At 32.3% G+C, this 26,819-nt stretch carries 20 protein-coding genes and 1 pseudogene; 13 read left to right on the top strand and 8 right to left on the bottom strand.

Annotated features, from left to right (window positions below):
- Nucleotides 1-104 precede the first annotated feature (104 nt).
- On the top strand, nt 105-3,020 hold the full coding sequence (gene colA / locus AC1DMU_RS11985) for a collagenase ColA (protein WP_088064141.1): 2,916 nt from the start codon (nt 105-107) through the stop codon (nt 3,018-3,020).
- A gap of 455 nt (nt 3,021-3,475) precedes the next feature.
- Here colA and AC1DMU_RS11980 read toward each other — a convergent pair whose 3' ends face one another.
- Nucleotides 3,476-4,729: a sensor histidine kinase gene (locus AC1DMU_RS11980; RefSeq protein WP_088064140.1), complete on the bottom strand. Its 1,254-nt coding sequence runs from the start codon at nt 4,727-4,729 to the stop codon at nt 3,476-3,478.
- A gap of 782 nt (nt 4,730-5,511) precedes the next feature.
- On the opposite strand from AC1DMU_RS11980, the gene AC1DMU_RS11975 reads away from it, so the two are divergent.
- A complete protein-coding gene (locus AC1DMU_RS11975; RefSeq protein WP_088064139.1) occupies nt 5,512-5,949 on the top strand; it encodes a hypothetical protein in 438 nt (145 codons plus the stop codon).
- Between the two features lie 303 nt (nt 5,950-6,252).
- Here the strand turns inward: AC1DMU_RS11975 and AC1DMU_RS11970 are convergent, their stop codons facing one another.
- Nucleotides 6,253-6,627 (bottom strand): hypothetical protein, encoded by a 375-nt coding sequence (locus AC1DMU_RS11970; RefSeq protein ID WP_088064138.1) that lies wholly within the window; start codon nt 6,625-6,627, stop codon nt 6,253-6,255.
- Nucleotides 6,628-7,344: 717 nt separating this feature from the next.
- On the opposite strand from AC1DMU_RS11970, the gene AC1DMU_RS11965 reads away from it, so the two are divergent.
- The 4 genes from AC1DMU_RS11965 to hlyIIR all read left to right on the top strand — a co-directional run bounded on the left by AC1DMU_RS11965 (nt 7,345) and on the right by hlyIIR (nt 11,861).
- The gene (locus AC1DMU_RS11965) at nt 7,345-7,638 is read left to right on the top strand and encodes an ArsR/SmtB family transcription factor (RefSeq protein WP_046954619.1); all 294 of its coding nucleotides are present in this window, start codon (nt 7,345-7,347) and stop codon (nt 7,636-7,638) included.
- 441 nt (nt 7,639-8,079) lie between these two features.
- Complete coding sequence (locus AC1DMU_RS11960) at nt 8,080-9,315, top strand: N-acetylmuramoyl-L-alanine amidase (protein WP_476941506.1); 1,236 nt, start codon at nt 8,080-8,082, stop codon at nt 9,313-9,315.
- Nucleotides 9,316-9,617: 302 nt separating this feature from the next.
- Complete coding sequence (gene hlyII, locus AC1DMU_RS11955) at nt 9,618-10,856, top strand: hemolysin II HlyII (protein WP_060487861.1); 1,239 nt, start codon at nt 9,618-9,620, stop codon at nt 10,854-10,856.
- Nucleotides 10,857-11,255: 399 nt separating this feature from the next.
- Nucleotides 11,256-11,861, top strand: coding sequence for a hemolysin II regulator HlyIIR (gene hlyIIR, locus AC1DMU_RS11950; protein WP_000520491.1), 606 nt, complete (start codon nt 11,256-11,258; stop codon nt 11,859-11,861).
- A 142-nt stretch (nt 11,862-12,003) separates the two neighbouring features.
- Here hlyIIR and AC1DMU_RS11945 read toward each other — a convergent pair whose 3' ends face one another.
- Complete coding sequence (locus AC1DMU_RS11945; RefSeq protein ID WP_046954623.1) at nt 12,004-13,482, bottom strand: Lsa family ABC-F type ribosomal protection protein; 1,479 nt, start codon at nt 13,480-13,482, stop codon at nt 12,004-12,006.
- A gap of 388 nt (nt 13,483-13,870) precedes the next feature.
- On the bottom strand, nt 13,871-14,014 hold the full coding sequence (locus AC1DMU_RS11940; RefSeq protein ID WP_179865905.1) for a hypothetical protein: 144 nt from the start codon (nt 14,012-14,014) through the stop codon (nt 13,871-13,873).
- 495 nt (nt 14,015-14,509) lie between these two features.
- On the opposite strand from AC1DMU_RS11940, the gene AC1DMU_RS11935 reads away from it, so the two are divergent.
- The gene (locus AC1DMU_RS11935) at nt 14,510-17,230 is read left to right on the top strand and encodes a sensor domain-containing protein (protein ID WP_141543191.1); all 2,721 of its coding nucleotides are present in this window, start codon (nt 14,510-14,512) and stop codon (nt 17,228-17,230) included.
- A 598-nt stretch (nt 17,231-17,828) separates the two neighbouring features.
- Here AC1DMU_RS11935 and AC1DMU_RS11930 read toward each other — a convergent pair.
- Nucleotides 17,829-18,332: a GNAT family N-acetyltransferase gene (locus tag AC1DMU_RS11930; protein ID WP_087984039.1), complete on the bottom strand. Its 504-nt coding sequence runs from the start codon at nt 18,330-18,332 to the stop codon at nt 17,829-17,831.
- Between the two features lie 255 nt (nt 18,333-18,587).
- Between AC1DMU_RS11930 and AC1DMU_RS11925 the strand changes: the two genes are divergently transcribed.
- The 6 genes and pseudogenes from AC1DMU_RS11925 (at nt 18,588) to AC1DMU_RS11900 (ending at nt 23,312) form a co-directional block, all read left to right on the top strand.
- Nucleotides 18,588-18,986 carry a DUF2871 family protein gene (locus AC1DMU_RS11925; protein ID WP_088064137.1) on the top strand — a complete coding sequence of 133 codons (399 nt, stop codon included), beginning with the start codon at nt 18,588-18,590 and terminating at the stop codon, nt 18,984-18,986.
- A 168-nt stretch (nt 18,987-19,154) separates the two neighbouring features.
- Nucleotides 19,155-20,546, top strand: coding sequence for an FAD-binding oxidoreductase (locus AC1DMU_RS11920; protein WP_088064136.1), 1,392 nt, complete (start codon nt 19,155-19,157; stop codon nt 20,544-20,546).
- Nucleotides 20,547-20,550: 4 nt separating this feature from the next.
- Complete coding sequence (locus tag AC1DMU_RS11915) at nt 20,551-21,519, top strand: bile acid:sodium symporter family protein (RefSeq protein WP_088064135.1); 969 nt, start codon at nt 20,551-20,553, stop codon at nt 21,517-21,519.
- 12 nt (nt 21,520-21,531) lie between these two features.
- Nucleotides 21,532-21,879: pseudogene (locus AC1DMU_RS11910) on the top strand (DUF4260 domain-containing protein).
- Between the two features lie 138 nt (nt 21,880-22,017).
- A complete protein-coding gene (locus tag AC1DMU_RS11905; protein WP_001025513.1) occupies nt 22,018-23,112 on the top strand; it encodes a response regulator aspartate phosphatase in 1,095 nt (364 codons plus the stop codon).
- Nucleotides 23,112-23,312 (top strand): hypothetical protein, encoded by a 201-nt coding sequence (locus AC1DMU_RS11900; protein WP_001226066.1) that lies wholly within the window; start codon nt 23,112-23,114, stop codon nt 23,310-23,312. The genes AC1DMU_RS11905 and AC1DMU_RS11900 overlap by 1 nt, the downstream gene beginning before the upstream one ends.
- 159 nt (nt 23,313-23,471) lie before the next feature.
- Here the strand turns inward: AC1DMU_RS11900 and AC1DMU_RS11895 are convergent, their stop codons facing one another.
- From AC1DMU_RS11895 to AC1DMU_RS11885, 3 genes are all read right to left on the bottom strand, one after another.
- Nucleotides 23,472-24,938 (bottom strand): protein adenylyltransferase SelO, encoded by a 1,467-nt coding sequence (locus AC1DMU_RS11895; protein ID WP_215558942.1) that lies wholly within the window; start codon nt 24,936-24,938, stop codon nt 23,472-23,474.
- 176 nt (nt 24,939-25,114) lie between these two features.
- Complete coding sequence (locus AC1DMU_RS11890) at nt 25,115-26,113, bottom strand: NADP-dependent oxidoreductase (RefSeq protein ID WP_088064133.1); 999 nt, start codon at nt 26,111-26,113, stop codon at nt 25,115-25,117.
- A 110-nt stretch (nt 26,114-26,223) separates the two neighbouring features.
- Nucleotides 26,224-26,628 (bottom strand): ArsR/SmtB family transcription factor, encoded by a 405-nt coding sequence (locus AC1DMU_RS11885; RefSeq protein WP_088064132.1) that lies wholly within the window; start codon nt 26,626-26,628, stop codon nt 26,224-26,226.
- Between the last annotated feature and the right edge of the window lie 191 nt (nt 26,629-26,819).

Genomic DNA, 26,819 nt, shown 5'->3' with positions numbered 1-26,819 from the left:
GATACATATGTGAACGTTCCCTTATTTTTTCTCAATACAGAATAAAAAGTAAGAATAGTAAAATAATGGTGCGGGACACTAAAAAATGTAAGGTAGGGGAGAGCATGAGAGGCTATTCAAAAAAAGTGTTAGTAGGGGTAAGTTTTGCTAGTTTAATGTTAGGGAGTTTTCAAGGGAGCACATTGGCAGAAAGTAAAAAGGGAGAGCAAGTTTCTTATCGGAATGTGCTCAAAATGGAGCCAGTTGGTGTACAACTGCCAATGCAAGAATTAGCTCATCCATCAAAAGTGCTTGAAAATAAGTCTTTTGAGAAAAGGCTACAATTTGCTGATTTGTCGCAAAGGCCACCTGAAGTAAAAAAAGAAAGTAAGCAATTAGCTGCAGCGAAAACTTATACAATTGCTGAATTAAATCAATTAAACAATCAGCAATTAGTAGATCTACTCGTAACAATTGATTGGGAGCAAATTACGGGTCTATTTCAATTTAATAAGGATAGCCTTGCATTCTATCAAAATGATAGTAGAATGCAGGCAATTATTGATAAATTGAAGCAGCAAGGACAAGCTTATACGAAAGATGATTCCAAAGGGATTGAGACTTTAGTAGAGGTATTACGCTCAGGATTTTATTTAGGATTTTATCATGCGGAATTAAGTAAACTAAATGAGCGGAGCTATCATGATAAATGCTTACCTGCATTACAAACGATTGCGAATAACCCGAATTTCAAACTCGGTACGTTAGAACAAAATAGAGTAGTATCATCATACGGAAAATTAATAGGAAATGCTTCGAGTGATGTGGAAACGATAACATCAGCTGCAAAGATTTTTAAACAATATAACGATAATTTTTCTACATTGGTAGACAATCTTTCAGCTGGAAATGCGATTTACGATATTATGCAAGGTGTTGATTACGACATTCAATCGTATTTGTACGATACGAGAAAAGCACCGAAAGATACAGTATGGTACCAAAAAATTGATAGCTATATTAATGAATTAAGTCGTTTTGCTTTAATTGGAACGGTGACAGAGAAGAATGGTTGGTTAATTAATAATGGTATTTATTATACAGGTAGACTTGGTACGTTCCATAGTACAGGAACGAAAGGATTGCAAGTTGTAACGGACGCAATGAAAATGTATCCGTATTTAGGAGAGCAATATTTCGTAGCGGCTGAGCAAATTGCGACGAACTATGGCGGGAAAGATGCAAATGGAAATGTTGTGAATTTAGATCAAATACGAGAAGACGGGAAGAAAAAGTATTTGCCGAAAACGTATACGTTTGATGATGGGGCAATTGTTTTAAAGGCTGGAGATAAAGTGACAGAAGAAAAAGTAAAACGTCTATATTGGGCGGCAAAAGAAGTAAAGGCACAATTCCATCGTACAGTTGAAAGTGATCAACCTTTAGAAAAAGGAAATCCTGATGATGTATTAACGATGGTTATTTATAATAGTCCAGCTGAATATCAATTTAATCGTCAATTGTACGGATATGAAACGAATAACGGTGGCCTTTATATAGAAGGAACAGGTACGTTCTTTACTTATGAACGTACGCCAGAAGAAAGTATTTATAGTTTAGAAGAATTGTTCCGACATGAGTTTACTCATTACTTACAAGGTAGATATGAAGTACCAGGGCTTTGGGGACAAGGTAAGATGTATGAGAATGAGAGATTATCTTGGTTTGAAGAAGGGAATGCGGAGTTTTTTGCGGGGGCAACGAGAACGGATAATGTTGTACCGAGAAAGAGCATTATAGGAGGAATATCTTCAAATCCAGCAGAACGTTATACGGCAGAGCGAACGTTAAATGCAAAGTATGGAACGTGGGATTTCTATAATTATTCATTCGCTTTACAATCGTATATGTACAATAAGAGATATGATATGTTTGACAAAGTTCATGATCTTATTAGAAAAAATGATGTAACAGCATATGATGCATACCGCTCTGCATTAAGTAAAGATGCGAATTTAAATAAAGAGTATCAAGACTATATGCAAATGTTAGTCGATAACCGAGAGAAATATAATGTTCCATTAGTATCAGATGATTATTTAGCAACTCACGCACCAAAACCAGTTTCAGATATTGCGGCAGAAATTACAGCAGAAGCAAAATTAAGTAATGTATCAGTTAAGAAAAATAAATCACAGTTCTTTAATACATTTACACTGCAAGGAACGTATACAGGTACTACTGCAAAAGGGGAATATGAAGACTGGAAAACAATTACACAAAACGTAAATGATACGTTAAAACGTTTAAGTGCAAAAGAATGGACAGGCTATAAAACAGTAACAGCTTACTTTGTAAATTATCGTGTGAATGCATCAGGACAATTTGAATATGATGTTGTATTCCATGGTATGAATACAGAAGAAGGTGCTGTGAATAAAGCACCAGTTGCGGTTATAAATGGTCCATATAACGGAAATTTAAATGAAATAATTTCGTTTAAAAGCGATGGATCAAAAGATGAAGATGGAAAAATTGTTGCTTATAAATGGGAGTTTGGTGATGGTACTGTAAGCAATGAACAAAATCCAACTCACGTGTATACAAAAGAAGGAACGTACACGGCAAAATTGACAGTAACAGACGACAAAGGATTAACGAATACTGTTACAACGAATGTAACGGTTCAAAAGAAAGAAGATAACAGTGTAGAAAAAGAGCCAAATAATTCATTCCAAACAGCAAATAAACTGCAATTAAATCAAGTTTTACGTGCTAGTTTAGGAAATGGTGATACGAGTGATTACTTTGAAATAAATGTGGAAACTGCGAAAAACCTACAAATTAATGTAACGAAGGAAAATAATATCGGAGTAAACTGGGTTCTTTATTCAGAAGCGGATTTAAATAATTATGTTACGTATGCCCAGCAAGAAGGGAATAAGTTAGTAGGAAGTTACTACACATATCCAGGAAAATATTATTTACATGTGTATCAGTATGGCGGGGGAACAGGGAATTATACAGTAGAAGTGAAATAGCAAAAGAGAAATTGTCTTTCAATGAATGGAAATTAATTTAAGTCTATATCAAGTAATACAGGTTACAATATCAGTTATGAAGATAAAAATTGGTATCTTTATGAATGTTAAAAATTTAATATTTAAAATAAAAAATAACTATAGGTAATGTATCTAATGATATTAAGAAATCAAGTATCAAGAGATCTTATCTTGAAGTTAAGTAGACCTAATCAGTAAATGAGATACAATCGATGAATTATGATTTCATAGAGATGTGAGCAAAGTAATAAAATTCAAGTATATTTGATTTAATTAAAGGACTAGAGTATATCCGTAAAAACAGATATACTCTAGTCCTTATTACGTTTAATTTATTCACGAAATCAAGATGATTAATGAGTTAAGTAGCGGCATTTTTGAAATTTATTTTATAAGTTAAATAGAAAAAAATTTATTTGAATAATTCCTTCATATTAGCAAGGGATACTAATGGAAAATCGTGTACCTTGGCCTAATTTACTCTCTATTTCTATATCACCGTTTAATTCTTTAATAATACTATAAGCAATCATAGTACCAAGCCCAGTTCCTTTTTCTGTTGTTGAATAGAATGGTAAAGCAATCCGCTTTATTTGTTGAGAGGACATTCCAACCCCTGAATCAATAATATCGATTATAATATTACCTTTAATTTTCTGTATATTTATTTGTAATACTCCACCATTTATCATGGCCTCAATTCCGTTTTGTATGATGTTGTTTAGACAGATCCTGAATTTTTCGGGGTCTCCATTTATATAAAAGGAATTTGTACTATTTTGTATTATTTCAACTTTGTATGATAGAGCGAGTGGTGAAATAGTGTCTTTCACTTGATTTAAAATATGATTAATATCTATTTTCTCTTTTAGGGTGTTCTGTGGTTTTGTTAAAGATAAATAGTTATTAATAGTAGATTGTATATGTTGCATTTCAATTAACATGATTTCTAAGTACTGATTCTGAGGTAGCTTAGAGGCATGTTTTTCATTTAACAATTGAGTGAATCCATGTACTGTGGTTAGTGGATTGTGGATTTCGTGTGCAATGGACGCGGCTAGTTCGCTAGCTATATAAAATTTTTCAGCCCGTTGCAGCTTTTCTTTCATTTTATATTTCTCAATCATTCCCTCAATTAAATACACTGATAATAATACTGTAAATATATTAATGATTATATAATTTAATAAAAATTCTATGAGAGTAGAGTCAATTTTACCACCTGTATTTATTTGAGTTACAATACCGCAGATAGAAAGTGAAGTTGTACATACTAAAATAAGAAGCAAGCTTAATAATATCTTTTTTTCTTTAACATACATTGGTAATAAGTAACGAAAGAGCATTGTTATAACAGAAATAATAGTAAAGATAATAAATGATGGAAGAACTCCATTTCCGCCTAAGAAAAATCGATAAGAAAGATATAAAATTCCTATAAAAACAATGTTTTTTGTATTTCCATATAGAAAAACTAATATGATAGGAATAAAACGTAAATCATAAATAAATCCAGCATGTAAATGAAAAGGAAAAGTCATGCAAAAAATAATAGCAATGGAGGAAAGGATAGAAATCAATATATTATTACATGTTTTTTTTTCTTTAAATTCTAGCCAAAATACGTGGTAGCTAAGGATACAAATTATTATTATAAAGGTATTTAATAAAAGAGTAGATATTCCCATAGGTTTGCATCTCCGATAGTTTGTATATTGGATTATGTATGAGTTAAACTTAGATGTTTAGTTATCAGTAGACTTTCTATCTAAAAAAGGAAGAGCGCTTGAAAAAGTACTATAATATTACTTTTATCCCGCATTAACGGGCAGTAAGACCCCCACCTCAAAATTAAGCGGAAGCAAAGAAGTTAGGTAGGGGATCAACTGCCTGTAAAAGCCCGATTGGTTCAACTAATAATCAGTGGGGGATGAACAAAACCCCACTGATTAAAGTTTCGCTTTATTAGAATTGATAAGGACGTTAGGAAAAATAATAGATAAAAAAATCTACTTAGATATTTATACATATGAAACTAGAAATTGACTTTTGTATAAGGAAAACTAGGATTGAGTTACTAATAAAATAATAGGATTTTAAGTATGAATATTCTATGAAAAAATATATTTTGTGGATTCTATTTGTAGCCTTCGTTATATTAACATGGAATATACCAAATTATAAAGTGTAAATTTCAAAATTTTTCATTAGTATATTTTATCTAAAATGGAAACGCTATTTATTTGAGTGCTTGGTACTTAATTGTATGAATTCTCGTTAAAAAGATTTTGAAATTTACATGTTTTTTATGAATCATAATACTGTAGCTTTATCAATGTGAGTTTTTCAGTAACTATTAAGGTGTAAAGTTAAAATATATAGGTTTAAAGATATGAATTATTACATAAAAACGCACCTGAAAAAGAATGTATGATGGTAATAGATTACAAACATCAAGGGGGAACTTAAAATGAAGTTAAATAAACTAGTGCTTAGTTGTGGAGTAATTTCAGCATTAACACTTGGTGTGTTAGGAAATAATACTTATGCTGAAGAAATACACAAAACGAATGATACAATTCATATAGTCGAACATGTTCCTGTAGACTTATTATTAACTCAAACAATGGATTATAGTGGAGAGGCTGTAACTTCTTTTGTATATAATGGGAGTGGAAATTTAAGCTTCTTTATGAAAAATAATGGCCAAAATACAATGGGATATAGTGTGAAAGGTCCAAATATGGAGCTAATTGTTGGTGGTTATATAAAACCTGGAGAACAAAAAATTAATGTTACAAATGTACGGAATGCTTTATCTCCATTACCAATTGGAACATATAAAATTTACGTTTCAAATGATGGTTCTAAGGGACAATTCCAAGTTGCAGTAAGATCTATGAATTAAATTTAAAACGCTTTGTTTATAAGTTAATTTAGTTTTTACTTACTAGAAAGTAACTATATTAAATCGAGAATTACACATAAAAATAAAAACGAGCACCTTATGTAATTACGAGAGGGTGCTCGCTTTTTACTATTAAACAGAAGAGAATTGTTTTCAACAATTTATAAATACATTTTGATATTTTTATAGCTAAATTACATAGGAAGCTAGAAAAAACCCCTTATATAAGTGGTTTTTTCTAGCTTTAGGCTATACATTTAAAATTAGGCTAAGTTAAAGTAATAAGCATTTTATTTGTTTTGATTATTTTGGTTCTGGATAATGATTGTAGTACGAAATTCTAATAAATTCTTGGTATACATTTGTTAATTTAGCAGCTCTAAGGGCATCATTGAATTTTTGCATACGGACACTACCTTGAGCATAGCCTCCACCAGGAACATAAGGGTTTCTAGCTTCAAAGTCATCCATAAAGTCTTTTAATTTTTTATAGTCCTGAGATTGATAAAAAGCAGCAGCTTCTTCGGGAGTGACATCAAAGTAAGAAGCTGATGTTGAGTTATAAGAAGCTGATGTTGAGTTATAAGAAGCTGCTTGAGCAGTAGGTGTTTCTAGCATAGTTGCAGCCCCACCCAACATAGTAAGCGCCATAGAAGATACAATAATTTTTTTAAACATAATAAAACCTCCACGTAGAGTATTTGGATTAATAGTAATCCTGTAACCATTATAGTTACAACGAAAACGATTATCAAATGCAATATTGCATAATTCATTATTTGAACGAGAAGTCTCCTTTATCTCTACATGGAGAAGTCTAGTAGGAGATTAATAGATTAAAAGAAGTTTACATAGCATTGAGGTTAAACAGAAAATGAAATAAAAAGGATATTTTAATTGAGGAAAGTTAAAAGGATCTGTTATTAAAGACAGTGATTTTTTAAAAAGGTATGACAGTTACCAGCTAGAGAGACCATTATAGGGGAGCTAGCTACGTTTATTGGTGTTGAGAAATACATAATATATGCTGTCTGTATAAGATAAAATGAAGAAACATTTCTTTTGGATTTTACAATATGTGTAAGGGGAATCAAGATTTTGATTTGTACTTAAACAAGGGAGAAAAGTATTACTATTTAAGTAACAAAGAATGTTAAGTCTCATTCAAAATCATGTAATAGACTATAAAATAATCCTTTTAAAACAAAATATAGTTTGGCTAAAAATTAGAGGGCATCAATTCATTGGAACAGTAAAAGCTGTTTATTGGATTGGTGTCTTTTTTTGTTTAAGAACGAGAATACATTTTCTCAACAGGACAAATGGTAAATATCTATAAGTACTACTTATAAGGATAATTGGAAAATAGAAATTAATAATAAAGGGGAATGCGAAATGACAACATTAATATCTAATAGAGATCTAGCTAAAATCCGAGAGGAAGATGTAGATGTATTAAAGGTAATGGCACATCCCGTTCGATTAAAAATTGTAAATGAATTAATGCACCATAAACTGTGTAATGTTACACAGTTGACAGAAATATTAGGACTCCCACAATCCACTGTTTCACAGCATCTATCAAAATTAAGGGGAACTGTGCTCCGTGTAGAAAGACGAGGATTAGAGATGCATTATTATATTGATAATGTTAAGGCTCGCCGGATTGTAGGAATTCTAGGTTTGTAGCTTCATAATTCTTAAAAAGAGCACTTTTCAAAAGTGCTCTTTTTAAGATGGACATTAGGAATTGAAAGAGGCATCAATGATAATTTAGAAGGAGTGTGCTTTTTCTTAAAATAAAAGATAATTATTTACATTGTTTAATAATTACTTGATATATTATTAATTTGGTTACCTTACAAAAATGTAAGATTGTTTTAATTGACACTCATATATATAAGTAACTATACTAGTTACACAATGTTGGTGAATATATGTAATAGTCTCAATCTATAAGTGTATGCCGAAGGGTTCTTTTCGGAATGATAATTCTATACTAGATTCTTTATCTTATAATAGTGATGACGCCAACTTAATCTATACTTTATTCGAATTCATATTATTTAAAGATTAACTATATTTTACATAATTTACCGACTTGTAATAATTTTTTAGAGGTGCTAAATTTTGAAGAACAAATTAATTGCTACAGGAATTCTTGCTGGAAGTTTACTATCTTATTCTACTATTATTTTTGCAGATACTCACAAATTTCCAGATGTTCCTGCATGGGCTGACAAATCCGTTAATTATTTAGTTGATAAACAAGTATTGAGTGGTTATCCAGATGGAACTTTTGGTTCAAGTGATACACTAGATAGAGCTTCTGCAGCAACCATTATGACAAGGGCTCTTGGTATACACATTGATTTAAATGCAAAACCATCTTTTAAAGATTCACAAAACCACTGGGGAACCCCTTATATCGCCGCAGCTGAAAAGGCAGGAATAATTAAAGGTGAAGGAAATGGAATATTTAATCCTTCTGGAAAAGTTACTCGTGCTGCTATGGCTACTATGCTAGTGAATGCATATAAACTACAAAATAAAAACACTAGCAATGGACAAAGTAAATTTGAAGATTTAAAGGGACATTGGGGTGAAAAGTTCGCAAATACTTTAATTGATTTGAAAATTTCAGTTGGTACAGATAATGGTTGGCAACCAAATAGGTTCATAACACGCGCTGAAGCTGCACAACTAACCGCAAAAACAGATATGCTTCAATATAGTCAAAGTAATCCTTTAGAAAATAAGACAATAATTATTGATCCCGGACATGGTGGCGCAGATCCTGGAAAAGACACAAAGGGATTACCTGAAAGTAAGATTGTACTTGACACTTCTTTACGTCTACAACAATTGCTTGAAAAACATACACCATTTACAGTTTTACTAACTCGTGAATCTGATACTAGACCTGGACATGATCAAAAAAGCTCTTTACAGGAACGTGTTAAATTTGCTAAACAAAATCAGGGGGATATCTTTATAAGTGTTCATGCAAATGCTTATAATGGTAATGCAAAAGGGACAGAAACATACTACTATAAATCTTCTAAATCTGAAAAAACAAATCCTCATGTGGAAGAAAGTCGTGTTTTAGCTGAAAAAATTCAAACCCGATTAGTAGACGCTCTTCAAACACGTGATAGAGGCGTTAAACATGGAGATCTTCATGTTATAAGAGAAAATGAAATGCCAGCTGTGTTAACGGAACTTGCTTTTATAGATAATGGTATTGATTACAGTAAGTTATCTACAGAAAACGGAAGGCAGGTTGCAGCAGAAGCCATTTATGAGGGGATTTTAGATTATTATGAATGGAAAGGGAATAATGTATCTGAATATAGGTTGCAATAAGTAAATGAAAATATAGTAATTCTCGAAATAAAGAATTCTATAATTTTTTTACATTTTTTTAAACAACAATTTTAAATGTGTATTTAAAATTGTTGTTTAAATCGTTATTATGTGTTTTAATAATATTGATAATGGTTATCAGTAAAAAAAGAGATGGAAATTAGAAAAACAAGTGTTGATAGTTATTGTCATAAAGATTAATAAATTTCTACATTGTAAAGTTATGAACCTATCTCTAGTATTGAGAGCTAAAAGTAATATGTTTATACCTTTTAAATGTTTAAGAAGGAGTGGATGTCTGTATGAAAAAAGCAAAAGGAATAGCTAAAAGTGTTGCGGTAGCGTCCGTTATTATGTCTGGATCACTTGGTGCACAAGCAACATCTGCATTTGCAGATTCTAAAGGAACTGTAGAAAATCTTCAAAATGGTGGAAAAGTCTATAATAGTTTTAAAACTACTTATGACATGAAGCAGAATATCAAAAATTCAATAAAGGTTTCTTTTATTGAGGATCCTTATGCAGATAAAAAAATCGCAATTGTTACAACAGATGGTAGTAATATAGATGCTAAATATACAATTAATGGCGGATTCTATAACGCAGGTTTAAAATGGCCATCGGCTTATCATACTGAAGCAGAAATAACAAGTGGTGATAGCGCTCAATTCCATAAAGCTGCCCCAGTTAATACAATGACTTCAGCAAAGGTTACTTCTGAAGTAGGGTATACACTTGGCGGAAGTGTTAAAGTTGGGGTAAATGATAAAGGCCCAAATGCTGATGCAAGTATTACAGGTAGCTTTGCTTGGAAAGAAAGTGTATCTTATGATCAAGTAGACTATAAAACGGTATTAGAGACTCACACAGATAAAAAATTAAATTGGAAAGTAGGATTCCAATCATTTAATTACCCGGAGTGGGGAATTTATAATCGTGATTCATTTAATACTTTCTACGGTAATCAACTATTTATGAAATCACGTAGTTATAATGAAGGAACGAATAATTTTGTTTCAAAAGATACAGTACCAGCTTTAACAGGATATGGTTTTTCTCCTAATGTAGTAGCAGTTATTACTGCAGATAAAACAGAATCTACATCTGATTTAAAAATAACAAATCGTAGAATATCAGATCAGTACAATATCGAATGGGTAAGTTCGAAATGGTGGGGAACAAATAATAAAGATACATATAATGAGTTCTTTACAAACAACTATAAGTTAGACTGGAAAAACCATCAAGTTACTCTTGATAACCAAAAAGCCCTTGAAGAACAAATGAGTAGTATCAACAATGTGAATAACCAACTTAACAAAGGCAAAGGGAAATTATCTTTTTCAATGAATGGAAATCAGCTCAAAGCGACATCTAGCAATGCTGGTTATGGTATTAGTTACGAGGATAAAAATTGGGGTATCTTTGTGAATGGTGAAAAGATCTATACGTTTAATGAAAAAACAACTGTAGGTAATATTTCGAATGACATTAACAAATTAAACATCAAAGGACCTTATATTGAGATTAAACAAATCTAATCAGTAAATGAATTGCAAATGAAAGGGCCAGAGTTTATCTGTAAAGATAGATAAACTCTGGCCCTTATTATTTTTTTCATTCTTATACGCAATTAGAAAAGAACGTGAGGTATTTGAAAGCTATTCATGCCACGCAGGGAGATATTGTTTTAAGTAGGGTGTTTATTTTTATTTCATTTTTAAATGAATTCTTTGTATGATGACATAGGGTAGGCGATGTTCAGGAGATGTTTCTTTTTAAGGAGTATGTTGTGTGGCGAATAGTTTAAAGTAAGCAAGTCTTCATCGGTTGTTAAGTTATTACTTTAAATATATAATTAAACTTCATTAAAAAGATACTCTATTCAAAGTCCTTAGTGGATTTTTGAAGTGAAATATATATTATTTGAGGTGTGTGAAATGGGGAAATCTCGAGAGCAGACGATGGAAAATATTTTGAAGGCTGCTAAGAAAAAATTTGGAGAGCGTGGTTATGAAGGTACGAGCATACAAGAAATTGCAAAAGAAGCGAAAGTGAATGTTGCTATGGCTTCTTACTATTTTAATGGGAAAGAAAACCTATATTATGAGGTGTTTAAGAAATATGGTCTTGCTAATGAGTTACCTAATTTTCTTGAGAAGAATCAATTTAATCCTATTAATGCTCTAAGAGAATATTTAACAGTCTTTATTACACATATAAAAGAAAATCCTGAAATTGGCACATTGGCATATGAGGAGATTATTAAGGAAAGTGCAAGATTAGAAAAGATTAAACCGTATTTTGTAGGTAGTTTTGAACAGTTAAAAGAAATATTGCAGGAGGGGGAGAAACAAGGAGTATTTCATTTCTTCTCTATAAATCATACGATACATTGGATCACTTCTATTGTTTTATTTCCAAAGTTTAAAAAGTTCATTGATTCTTTAGGACCAAATGAATCGAATGATACAAATTATGAATGGATGCCAGAAGATTTGGTGAGCAGAATTATTTCTGCTTTAACAGATAAGCCTAATATGTAAATTACTCATTGTTTATGAATCCTAATTTTTCTGTTAAAAAGCCTAATTTCTCAATGGATTGTAGAGAAATTAGGCTTTTTTGGACACTTCATTCAAATACTTTATAGACTAATGGCTTGATTTATTAATGATTCGAGTGGAGTTACATAGATATAGTTTTCGTTGCAACGGTTTGTTGAAATGCCTTATCATGCTCAACAATAATCATTGTGGGATTAAATTGTTGAATCAGCTCTTCAATTTGCATACGTGAATAAATATCTATAAAGTTTAATGGTTCATCCCATATATACATATGGGCTTTTTCACATAAACTTTTAGCGATAAGCAGTTTTTTCTTTTGTCCACCAGAATAATGAAATATATCTTTCTCAAATTGAATTCGGTCAAAATCCATCTTTCGTAGGATGGATTTAAATAATGTCTCATCAATCTTGTGCTCTTCAATAAAATTTGAAAGCGATCCTTTCAAATGAGAAGTATCTTGTTGGACATAGGAGATGGTGAGTCCTGTACCTAAAGTAACTGAACCTGTATGCTGTATCGGATACCCTAGAATTAGTTTTAGGATACTGCTTTTCCCGCTCCCATTTTTGCCATCAAGCACAATTCGGTCACCTTGTTCAACTACGAAGTTAATTGGCTCATTCACGACTTGTTCATCGTACGTAACAGACACGTCAGCCAAAGTAACTAATTCATTTGACTTGAACTTTAATGCTTCTAATTTTAATGACTCAGTTTTCTCCACATTTTTTAGTAATTTTGACTTTTCTTCAATAGCTTTTTGTTGCCTTGATTCTAGGTTTTTTGCCCTTTTCATCATCTTGGCTGCTTTATGTCCTACAAATCCCTTATCCAACTTAGAACCTGAATTCCTTGTTCCATTTTTTGAAGCTTCTACATCATGAGACCAACTTGCTGAACGCTTGGAAGACTGTTTTAATCTTCCTATGTCTTTTTGTAGACGATCATTTGTAGCCTCTTCGTGCTCTTGCTGTCTATCGAAATTTAATTTCCAAGAAGAATAGTTCCCGCTTTGAACTTCAATATTTGCTCTATTTATAGATAAGATATGGTCAACGCATCCATCTAAAAAGACTCTGTCATGTGAAATTAAAATAAACCCTTTTTTCTTCCTTAGATAATCAGAGACTATTTTTCGTGCATCCGTGTCTAGGTGGTTTGTTGGTTCGTCAATTAATAGGAATTGGCCCTCATTTAAAAACAGTGCAGCAAGCAACACCTTTGTTTGTTCTCCATTTGATAAAGTTTTAAACGGTCTGTACATGACCTCGGCATCAACATTTAAATAGGATATTTCACGTAGAAATTCCCAATCTTCTGCTTGGGGACAAATTTCTTCAAGGATTTCATGAGTGAATTTGTTCTTATCTGCAACAGTGTAGGGGAAGTAATTGAATTCTACCGAAGCAAGGATTTTTCCACTATACTCGTAATTTCCTAATAATAAATTAAAGAATGTCGTTTTACCTCGTCCGTTTCTACCGATAAATCCTAGTTTCCAATCCGTATCTATTTGAAAGTTTACATCTTCAAAAATATTATCAAAGCTACCTGGGTATGAAAAAGTTAAGTCTTGAACTTTTATCATTGACATAATAATTCCTCCTTTATATATCGAAACGTTTCATATAAAGTCGGAACATCCATCCATTTTTTAATTTCTCTATATAAGTTTGATGGATATTAACGACTTATATAGAGCATTACATGTGTAACAATAGTATCTGAATTAGCCATTTTTTTCGCTCCTTTATTTGTTAGGTAAATTTAGCGATTAATAAATTTTAACTTACATAAAAGGGAATAAAAAAATCCCCCGATTTTTAATCGGAAGGATTAGTCTGTCGCTTAAGTAAGTACTTATTAATCATTTGAATCATGACAAATAAAGTATGAAATGAATTATAAAAATGGATAGACTAACCCTATATTTTGTAGTTTGAAGTTATAAAATTCAACTTAAAATATAAATTAGTTAATCATTATTCATCCATCATTCCTTTCATCATTCTATTTTTAGAGTAACATTCTTTTTTGGGAGATGCAATATCATCTTCACTTAATGCAATATCATCTTCACTTAATGCTAGATCATTTATATTTCTTTGGTTAGGTCGATATAACATTACATCTTTCTTATAAACATCTTATTTTTGTTCAAAATGTCACGTCTTTTGTCCATTAAAAGGGGAGGTATTTGAAATTGACAGCACCCTTCACTGTAACTATAATAGTTACAGTGAGTTAGGTCATTTAATTCGAATTTCTAAATTAATGATAGTATATTACCCTTCTTTCTAAGTGTGACAATAAGCGAATAACTATGTTGCTATGGAAGTTTAGATTCTATCTTATATTCAAAGAACAGCTAAGTTGTATTATTCAAATTTACGATGAGTAAATACCGAAAAATAACATTTTCCATCGTATTCTTTTTGGAATGCTTAGTTAAAAAAGAAGAAATATCTGCAGAAAGTAAATCAGGCTGTGGTATGTAGAAAGAAATCCTATAAAAAGTTCATAATATGGAATAATAAGTAAGTTCATTTTGATGAATACGAGCAGTGCAGCATCAGGTCATTTTTAATAAAAATCTAGAAAAAATTAAGAAGGTGAGTCCGTTGCGTAAACATTCACATGTGCAATTTTATGTATTGATATTAGCTCTACTAGCTTATTTAAGCTTTTGTTTTATATTTTTATTTGTTTTTCCGAATCATTATTTTGTATCAGATTTTAATATACGACTATCATCCTTAGTTGTTGAAACTACTGTATTTATCTCATTACTTTACTCTATGGTATCAAGAAAAATTAAACTAGGAGTCTTTTGGGTTTGTATTACTATTGCAATAGGGTGTTTCTTGATAGGGAATTTTATATCTGCTTTTCAAGTACTTAATGTAGAATTACCAATAGAAAATTTTAATATCTCTGATGTATTTTTGTTGTTTTTCTTATTCTTCTTTCTCCTTGCGTTCTTTTATAAAATCATTATGGAATGTAACAAGTGGGAAAAAGCGTATTTAATTTGTGATTTATGTATTGTTGTTACTGCTATTTTTACCTTAGAATGGTACCTATTTAATAAACCTTCTGCAAATATCTTATTCTTATCAATTGGAGATGTTTTTCTTTCATTTATTTTCCCAATTATAGATCTATTGCTTCTATTACTAGGAGTTAGCCTTATTTTTCGACCAGCAATTTTTAATGCGAAAAGTAAATTATTTATTTTTATCTTAGTATTAACTGGCTTGTCTATTACGGACTATTTATATTTCTATTTACAAGATGATTTATCACATCGTTCACTTATATTATTAAGGTGTTTGTATAGAGTTTTTCTATTATTTATTGCCATTGCTGCTACTATTCCAAGGAGTACATCTTCTAGAAGAGATTACTTTATTATTAATCCGACATTTGGAAAGAAACTTCTTGTCATATTTCCTTATCTTTCAGTTGCAATTTTAATTGGTTTTACTTTCAAAGAGCAAACTTCTTCCTCTACACTGATTACGGGAAATTGTATTGCCTTTGTATTTGTACTGATTCGTCATACAATTGTACGAATGCAAAACAAAGATTTAACCGAAACATTAAAAGTGTTTAATAATCAATTAGAGCAAAAAGTATCTAAAAGAACAGCAGATTTAATAAAAAAATCTAATGATTTGGTGAAAAATCAAGAGAGGTTTAAGTCTTTATATGAGTACCATCCAGATCCTATATTAACAATTGATTCAAATGGTACCGTATTAAATATAAACCAGTCTGGAAGTATGTTATTAGGAAAAGACAGTGCAGCATTAATAGGAAAAGAGTGCTTTTCTATTTTTTTAGATGAAGATAAACCTGAATTGGAAGTAGCTCTAAAGATGGGGAAACGATGTAGTTCGTCTGCGTTACAGTTACGTGTGAAAAATAATAATGAGAAGGATATACATTTTTGGTACGTTACTATTGTTCCTATCATGATAGAAGGACAAACTTTTGGGAGTTATATAATGGTAAAAGACATAACGAGGATGAAGCAACAACAGGATGAGATAAACTATCTAGCATTTCATGATACAGTGACGGGGATTGGAAATCGAATATTCTTCCAACAAGAATTAGACAGATCTATTGAGCGTGTACAAAAAACACAGGATAAGTTTGGACTTCTGTATATAGATTTAAACCGCTTTAAGACCATTAATGATACACTGGGGCATGCAATTGGTGACAGTGTTTTAAAAGAAGTTGCCAAACGTTTTAGGACATGTCTGTCACCAGCTATTCCTTTAGCAAGAATAGGGGGAGATGAGTTTGCAATCATTGTCCATAACAAAACAGAGCAACAGCTATTAGATTTGTGCGAAATATTATTTCGTATAACTGAAGAACCATTTGTAATAAATCAACACAGCTTTTATTTATCCCTTAGTATAGGAATAGCGTTGTATCCATTTGGAGGAACAAATGCCACAACACTTTTACAACATGCTGATATTGCTATGTATAGTGCAAAGGAAGAAGGTAGCAATGCTGTTTGTATATACGACGAGACATTATCTCTAAAAATAACAAGACGATTACAATTAGAGCAAGATTTACCGAATGCAATTGAAAATAATGAGTTGTTTTTATTGTACCAACCACAAGTTGATAGTAAGGCAGGAAAGGTTATTGGTGCAGAGGCATTAATACGTTGGCAACATCCAGAGCTGGGGCTAATTTCACCTTTTGAGTTTATACCTATCGCGGAAGAAACATCACAGATTATTACAATTGGGAAATGGACGCTACAGCAAGCGTGTTCACAACTGAAAGAATGGCATTCTGCAGGTTATACAAATCTAAAAATGGGGATAAATTTATCAGCTATAGAGTTTGAACAGAAAGATTTTGTTCAAACGATTATATCTACCATAGAAGAAATAAGAGTACCAGCTAATTTGATTGATTTGGAATTAACAGAGCGAATTGCCATGGTAGATGAAAAAGAAACTTTATTGAAGTTAAAAGCATTAAAATCATATGGTGTACATTTATCAATTGATGATTTTGGTACAGGATATTCTTCATTAGCATATCTACCTTTATATCCAATTGATACTTTGAAAATTCCAAGAGAATTTGTGAATAGGATTGGAACTTCGAATGATGGAGATGAAATTATACAAACTATTATTTCGCTAGCTCATACTTTAAATATGAAAGTGATTGCGGAAGGAGTAGAAACGAAGAAACAATTAACAGTGTTACAACAAAATGCATGCTATTTAATTCAAGGCTATTATTACAGTAAACCTGTAAATGAAGATGAGTTTCTCAAGTTTTTAAGCAGGGAATAAGTGAGAACTATGTACTTGTGAAGTAAAGGGAAAAGAAGTTCTACCTATATTAAGTAGAACTTCTTTTTTAGTTAACTAGCAGTTAGGTTTCCAAAATATTTTGCATTAAGATGTATCATTACTCAAGCTGTTATCTTGTTCTTAAGTGATTCCTTTTTCATGACTTGTCTTCTCGTCAAGAAATTTGAAGGGATCGTATTAAAGGTGCAGGTCATACTGTCTAAAGTTATTTTATTATTTATCGTTTATTACATTTGAAATGACTTTTAATGTGTATATAAGCATGTGATAAGTAAATTAAATAAACAAAAGGCCCTGTAAAAAATACAGGGCCGGATACAGGGTTAAGGGAACGCATAGTTTCTTATTAATATATTAGCATAAACTTTTCATGTAGCTACATAAGAGTTTTGACAACTTTAAGAACAAAATAGAGTGTTTGTAAGAATAAATACACTAATTTAAATTAGAATTGTGATTTAAATTAGTGTGGTTATAATGTGAAAAAACAGATGAGTATTTTAATCATAATAACTTTTAGGAATGTATATGTAAGAAATATTTTTTGATTAGATTAAAAGTGAACTCTGACTAGTTATTATATGTTATACCCAAATAACTTTAAGTTTTCTCCAGAGTCTGAAATTATCTCTTCGAACTGAAATCCTACTTTTTCTAAAAGATTTCCTGAATTGATGTTATCAATAGTAGTAATTGCTACAATTCGTTTCAGCGCGAGCTTTTGTACACCGTAGTCGATTACAGCAGAAGCTGATTCAAAGCCATACCCCTTCGAACGGAATTTCTCTAAAAAGGCAAAACCGATATCGACATCTTCTAATGAATCTCTTTTAATAAGTCCGCACATACCAAGTGGAGTGAAATCTTCTTTTCGTTCAACTAAGTAAAGACCAAATCCCATTTTATTATACATATCAACTGGTCCGTTTAAGATGTATTTTTTTGCATCTTCTAAGTTTTTAATCCTTTTATCACCAATAAACTGAATCCAGGCAGGATCGTTTACTAATTCAAGAATAAATGGAGCGTCTTTTATATGAAACCAGCGAAGAACGAGTCGTTCAGTTTCAAGAACTATCAAGCTATTGCACCACCTTTAACATTTATAATAATTAGTATGGAGTGTGTAATACGAAATCGCAACATATTTTAAAATAGTCCTGCTTGTTCACATAAAGTTCGTTTGTTTTGTATAAAGGGATATCCTATAATTGAAATTGATTGTAAAGAGTGAGATGCTTATACAATGACTCCTAGGTGACTAGGAGTTTTTACTATATAACTATCATTATTACTAAATATGACACACTACACATTCTACTCAAGGAGGTACATAATGAAGAAATTATATAATGCATCGTTTACGTATTTGATTATCGGTTTATTATCAGGAATTTTCGCCAGGGAGTATGGAAAGTATAAGGGGATTTTAGGTTCTACTTTGTTAAATTTATTGCATACACATACACTTGTACTTGGCTTTTTCTTCTTTTTAATTGCTTTAGGATTAGCAAAAGTATTCGCGTTTCATGAAGCGAGAAGTTTTAATAAGTGGTTTGTTGTACATAATATCGCATTAATTTTAATGTTAGGTTCATTGGCCGCAAGAGGGCTTCTTCAGTTAAATGGAGCGGACTTTAAAGGATTAACTTATATTGTTGGGTTTTCTCATTCGCTGATGGCAGGTACTTTAATTTGGTTTATGTTGTTAATAAAGAAGTCATTTAAAATGTAGTTTTATAGTAAAGAACTTGCGATAGGTATTGCAAGTTCTTTTTGTTTATTCGACAGTATGAAACTTGCATATGTATAAAACTTGAATTATTTAATTTTTCGGATTATTATGTATAAAATAGTTAACATATTTTGTAATTCAAATTTATAGAAAGTAGGAGAGTGTACGATGGAAATAACGGTAGAGCGTTTAGTAAATGAATTAAAGGGTGTACTTCCCGAAGATCGAGTAGTTGTAAATACGACAGTAAGAGAGTTACATAGTAAAGATGAATCTTATCATACTAGTAGTTTACCTGATGTAGTAGTTTTTCCAAAAACGACTGAAGAGGTTAGTAAATTAATGAAAGTAGCGAGTGAGCATAAAAAACCTGTCGTTCCTTTCGGTGTAGGCTCTAGCTTAGAAGGCCACGTTATTCCATATGAAAAAGGAATTACAATGGACTTTTCGCTCATGAATAAAATACTCGAAATAAGAGAGAAAGATTTCCTTGTAAGAGTACAGCCGGGAGTGACTCGCTCTCAGCTTAATAAAGAATTGAAAAAGTATGGATTGTTTTTTAGTGTGGATCCAGGAGCAGATGCAACGTTAGGTGGAATGGCTGCTACAAATGCGAGCGGAACGACAGCAGTTAAGTATGGGGTAATGCGTGATCAAGTTCGTGATTTAGAAGTCGTTCTTGCTGATGGAGAAGTAATACATACTGGAAATTTAGCGGCGAAGTCATCATCAGGTTACCATTTAAATGGTGTTTTCGTAGGATCAGAAGGTACGCTTGGATGCTTTACAGAGTTAACGTTAAAAGTATACGGCATACCAGAACATGTTATGGCTGCGAGAGCATCGTTTCCAACTATAAATAATGCAGTAGAAGCTGTTATTAATATACTACAAGCGGGTATTCCAATTGCAAGAATTGAACTTGTAGATGAATTGTCTATGAAACAAGTAAATCATTATAATGAAACAAGTTACAGAGAAGAACCTACACTGTTTTTAGAGTTTCACGGTAATGAAGCAGGGCTAAAGCAAGATATTGAATTCACGAAGGAAATTGTTTTTGATCATAAATGTAAAGAAGTTGCTTTTGAAACGGAAACTGCGGCGAGAAATAAATTATGGGATGCGCGGCATAATCTAGCATATTCTTACGTTCATAGCTATCCTGGTAAAAAGCTTATGAGTACAGACGTATGTGTACCAATTTCAGAATTAGCTGGTGCAATCCAACATGCGAAAGAGACATTAGATAAAGTAGGTCTTATCGGTGGTATTCTTGGGCATGTGGGAGACGGGAATTTCCACGTGCTCTTAATGGTTGATCCAAACGATAAAGAAGAAGTGGAAAAGGCGGACGAAATAAATGAAAGTATCGTTTTATATGCTCTTAAACGAGGTGGAACGTGTACGGGAGAACATGGCGTTGGAATCGGAAAACGAAAGTATCAAGAAGAAGAACATGGGGCGGCATTACTCGTAATGGAAAAAATAAAGAAAGCTCTTGACCCACAAAACATTTTGAATCCGAATAAAGTTTTTCAGTTGAAGGATAGGGGATGATTGGGTGAAAGTACTAGAAGCGATAAGTAATATAGCTGGAAAGTATTTTGCATTTTGGGTTATTTGTATGGCAGCTATTGCATATTTCATTCCTGGACCATTTCTCGGGTTAACTAGTTATATAACAATTTTACTCGGGATTGTAATGTTTGGGATGGGATTAACATTAAAGGCTGTTGATTTTAAAATCATTGCTACAAAACCATTGCCAGTTATTATCGGTGTATGTGCTCAGTTTATTATTATGCCACTTGTCGCATACGTACTAGCCTACGTTATGAAGTTACCAGCCGAATTAGCAGCTGGATTAGTGTTGCTCGGTTCAGTACCGGGTGGCACTGCATCAAATGTTATGGTTTATTTAGCAAAAGGGAACTTAGCGTTGTCTATTGCAATGACTTCATTATCAACGTTACTAGCACCAATTGCTACACCTCTTATTTTATTATTACTTGCGGGACAATGGATGCCAGTAAATGCTATGTCTATGTTTCTTTCTATCGTACAAGTCATTATCCTACCTATTATTTTAGGATTAGTAGTGAAGAAGTTTTTCCCTACAACTGTTACGAAAGGAATGACTGTTATTCCTTTAATATCAGTTGTAGCAATTATTATTATTGTTTCTGCAGTTGTTTCAGCGAATGTAAGTAGCATTACTTCTTCAGGCCTGCTTATCTTTATTGCAGTAATGCTTCATAATGCATTTGGTTTTTTACTCGGATATATAACAGCGTTCGTACTTGGACTAGACGAAGGAACAAGAAGGGCTATTTCAATAGAAGTAGGAATGCAAAATTCAGGCTTAGGTGTTGCGCTGGCAACAGCACATTTTGGAGCAGCAGCTGCACTTCCAAGTGTATTAGCAGCAGTATGGCATAATATTGCAGGGCCGATATTAGCAACCATCTGGTCAAAAAATGCAAAGAATACTTTTAGTGATGAAAATTTATCGGTAAATATAGAAAAATAGGAATGATAAAGAATGCAAAAACGTATTGTACATTTTGAAGGACTGGTTGTTTTCGTAGCCACGATTTATGCGTATTCAATATATGAATTTAGTTGAATTATATTTTGGGTATTCCTTTTAGCAACGGATTTATCAATGTTAGCGTACGGTATAAATAATCGTGTTGGTGCTAAAATTTATAATATATGTCACACATATATTATATCTATATTAATAGCTATCATAGGTGTCTATTTTAAGATAGATACCGTTATAATGATTGGGCTAATATGGACAGCACATATTGGGATGGATCGAATGTTTGGATATGGATTGAAATATGAGACGGATTTTAAAGATACTCATATTCAGAGGTTATAAAAGGGGGGTGTAATGTGAACAAATAATTAATTGAGGAATTGAATTTCAAACAATTGTTGAGAAATATATATAAATATGGATATAGATAATTGAATTGTGTTACTTTTAGAATACTTAAATAGATGAGGAGGGGTTTCAATGAATATACAAATCACGGGCAATAAATTAATTACTAAGATGCTGAATGATTGGTACCAAAACATCAGAGCACAACGAGTAAGTGAAGCCAATAAATTAAAGGAAGAGATTGATAAAAAGCTACATATTATCGAAGGAGATATAAATGTTTTATTTCACTATTATCTTTTAGATTTTCGATATAAAGTGCTAATTGATGGTATAGGCATTTCAAAAAATTCTTTTGATAAACTAGATTCGCTGCCTAAACCGAATGATGAATTTTTAGAATATTATTATTATTTTTTCAAATCTATACATTCTACAATTCTCTCAAATTATAGTGAAGCGAGTAACTATTTTGATAAAGCGGAAAGTTTACTAAAGAATATTCCAGATGAAGTTGAACAAGCAGAGTTTAACTACAGAGTTTCTACATTAAAATATCAAATGTATCAAGCGTATTCAGCTATTGAATATGCTTCGAAAGCAAGGGATATCTTTGCAAAACATGCAGGGCATGAAATGAATGTAGCACTATGTGAAAATGTTTTGGGGTTATCTTTTTCAAAATTAAAACAGCATGAAAGAGCAGAGGAGTATATTGTTTCAGCGTTAAATACTTTGCAAAAAAATGATGCTGAAACACTAGTTTTAAGAATAAGACATAATTTAGGATTATTGTATGCAAGTCAAAACCTTTCGGTCTTGGCTATTAGACACTTATCAGAGGTTTCTAAAAAAATGCCGAATCATTATAAAGCTATTTTTATAGAGGCAGGAGAATATTATAAAATAGGAGAAATAGAAAAGGCAAAAGAATTAATTGAAATTGGATTGGAAGTTTGCAAAGAATTAAAAAATGATGAATATAAGTATCATTTTTTAATTCTAAATGAATTTTGTCAATGTTTGAAAGCAGAAAACGTAGAAAAAATTATGCTCGAAAGTTTTTCTTACTTTGAAAGAGAAAATTTAACCGAATATATCTGCGAATATGCTGAAAAGCTGGCGATAGAGTTTCATAAAGAAGGCAATATAGAACAGGCTGAAAAGTATTTTTATAAGGCTTATGAAACGAGAAAAAGAATATTTGACAAAGGAGCGTTGAAATAATGAGAAAAATTGGATTAACTATTATGGGGTTAACGGCTGCTGGTGTTGTATTTTTGAGTATTGGTGGCATTTTAGCTGAACCAAAACAAGCGACACAAGAAAATTTTTCGGTATTAAATTTTGATACTAAACAATATGCTGCTCATGGAGATACGCCTGCACCTGCAAAACCAGATTTTTTAGTAGTAGAACGTGGATAAATATAGAATGAAGTACTTTTGATTTGAAGTCGGCATTTTTAGTTGATTTTAAAAATGGACATTAAATAAGTTAACTTAAAAGGTGTTTTCAATATTGAAAACACCTTTTAAGTTTGTTGTTAACAGTTAATATAACTAGAAACATTCTTTAAATTGCAATCAAGTCCCACAAAAAGTACGATAAGGACGATTCGTCGGTGCAGGCGGAACGCAGTATTCTTCTTGATCTGTAGAATACGCATAAGGGTTTGATAAGGCTTCAAGAAGTTTCTCCATTACACTATAGTCGTCATTTGTAACAGCTGCTTCTAGTGCTTCTTCTACACGGTGGTTCCTAGGGATGATTGATGGGTTATTATTTTTCATCATTTCGTAGGCGTTTTCTTTCGATTCTTCTTGTTTTTCTAATCGAGATTGCCATAGTTTGTACCATTCGTTAAATTCAGGACTTTCAAATAGAGCTGTATTTTCGAGCGTATTAAGAGTTAATGAACGGAATGTATTTGTATAATCGGCTTTATGTTTCTCCATCATTTTTAAAAGTTGCTCAATAAGTGATTGATCTTGTTCCTCGTTGCTAAATAGTCCTAATTTCTTTTTCATTCCAAGGAACCAATTGTTTTCATATTGTACGCTAAATTTTGAAATTTCGTCTTGAGCAATCTTTAATGCTTCTTCTTCATCTTCATGTAGGATGGGTATTAAAGATTCTGCTAGTCGCGCGAGGTCCCACGCGGCCATATATGGCTGATTTCCATATGAGTAGCGACCTTGTGTATCAATAGAGCTAAATACGGTTCCTTGATCGTAATTGTCCATAAATGCACAAGGGCCGTAATCAATCGTTTCTCCACTAATCGTTATATTGTCAGTATTCATTACACCATGTATAAATCCAACAAGTTGCCATTTAGCGATGAGACTTGCTTGTTTCTTTATGACTTCTTGTAGTAATGCAGTATATCGGTTTTCATGAGCTTCAATTTCTGGATAATGTCTTTTTATCGTATAGTCAGCTAGTGATTGAAGATCCTCGATAGAACCACGAGCTGCAGCATATTGAAATGTGCCGACACGTATATGACTGCTAGCGACTCTAGTTAAAATTGCTCCAGGTAACTTTGTTTCACGATATGTTGGCTCGCCTGTTGTGACAACTGCTAAACTGCGAGTAGTTGGAATATCAAGTGCATACATTGCTTCACTAATAATATACTCACGTAGCATCGGACCGAGTGCAGCACGACCATCACCACGGCGTGAATACGGAGTAGGGCCAGAACCTTTCAGTTGAATATCAAAACGTTTACCTGAAGGAGTAATTTGTTCACCTATTAAAAGCGCGCGACCGTCGCCTAACATATTAAAATGTCCAAATTGATGACCTGCATACGCTTGTGCTAATGGATGAGCTCCTTCTGGGAGTGCATTACCAGCGAAAATAGCAATTTCAACTTCTTTTTTCAATTCTTCAGGATTAAAGCCAAGAGATATTGCTAGCGAATGATTTAGTTTAACTAGCTCCGGTGAACTTACTGGAGTAGGGGGGATTTCTGTATAAAATGATTGTGGTAAAGTTGTATAACTATTATCTAAATTCCAACCAGCTTCATTATTTTTAGTCATTTTATCTCCTCCTTGTTTATTTTTTATTATGTATTTGTACGTATGTATTCTTTGTAAAATTAGCTAAAAGTATAATATGATATTTCCCCTTAAAATCTATTGTAAGGACTTCAGTGTGCTATGTCTATTTAACAGCAAATATAAAAACTCCATTTAAAAAAATGGAGTTTTTATTACTACTTAATTTTTACGATTATTTTTCCTTTTGCTCTTCCAGCCTCTGAATATTCCATTGCTTTTTGAGTATCTTCAAAAGGGAAAACTCGGTCGATTACCGGTTTGATTTTTCCAGCTTCAATATAGTTTGCGATAGTACGTAATTGATCCCCACTTGGCTTCATAAATAAAAATGAATATTGCGCATTATGCTTTTTTTCAAGTGCAGTAAGTTTTTTGCTTGCTAATGAAAATAAGAGTGTTTTAAAAAATCCGGAACCAAATTCTTTACCGAAACGAGCATTTGGCATTCCTGAAACAGAAACAATGTTGCCGCCGCTTTTTATAATATTGAATGATTTTTCAAGTGTTGTACCGCCGATTGTATCAAATACTGCATCATAATCTTTTAGTATTTCTTCAAATTTTTCTGTTTTGTAATTGATAATCTCATCTGCGCCAAGAGACTTTACTAAATCAGAACCAGCTTCACTAGCAGTTGTTGTAACGGTAGCGCCCATTATTTTTGCTAACTGAATTGCGAAAGTACCAACACCACCAGACCCAGCGTGAATTAAAATCTTTTTTCCTTTTTGTAAGTGCATAATGTCATGTAGTGCTTGATAGGATGTTAAGCCAACGAGTGGAATCGACGCGGCTTCCTCAAAACTTAAATTTTTTGGTTTTAAAGCTATATCATCCTCATGAATGGCTATATATTCCGCGAAAGTACCGATCTTATTTTTTCTTGGGCGTGCATATATTTCATCGCCGACTTTAAAACGAGTTACTTTTGATCCAACTTTTACGATGACACCAGAAAAGTCATTACCAAGGATTAGGGGCATTTCATATTTAAGTAACATCTTTACTTTTCCATCACGTATTTTAAAGTCAATTGGGTTAATACTAGCTGCATGAATTTCTGCGAGCACTTCATGTTCATTTATTTCAGGAGTAGGTACTTCTGCCATACGCATTGGAACTTTCCCGTATTTATCAATTATCATTGCTTTCATTTCTTATACCTCCACATTTTAATAAAGTGAAACTTTAATCAGTGGGGGTTTTCTTCATCCCCCACTGATTATTAGTTGAACCAATCGGACTTTAATGGGCAGTTGATCCCCTACCTAACTTCTTTGCTTTCGCTGAATTTTGAGGCGGGGGTCTTACTGCCCATTAAAGCGGGATAAAAGTTGTGCAATAGCTTTTCAATATCTAATACAAGATTTTTTAATACACCTAATTTTGTACGTATATCAATATAATAAAAGTTTTTTGTACCTTCTTTTCGCATTAAAATAATACCGGCTTCTCGTAAAATTCTAAGGTGATGTGATACCGCTGGTCGAGAAAGGTGTGTTTGTTTCTTAATTTCTCCTACACGTAATCCGGTTTGACATTCCGTTTCCATGAGAACTAACAAAATAGCTTGACGTGTTTCATCGCCAATTGCCAATAATACTTTTTGAGAATCAATAAAATCTTTTTTTATAACATTTAATTGTTCTTGTTTATTCATTTCAATCACTTTACCTCCGGGTAATTAGTCGAAAGGTTTAAGATGATGAACCATTACATCGATACGGTAATGCTACATGATTGTTGTATGAGCTGCAATATTGGGAAAGAAAATCGAGACGAATGAAATTATATGTGTTGAAAATGAGAGGGAATAGAAAAGAATTTCATAATATATTGTTTACAGAAGATAAAGGATGA

It is taken from the genome of Bacillus sp. 01N45 (assembly GCF_056399205.1).
Note: the sequence above shows the minus strand (reverse complement) of the source record. Positions and strands in the feature narration are given on the sequence as shown.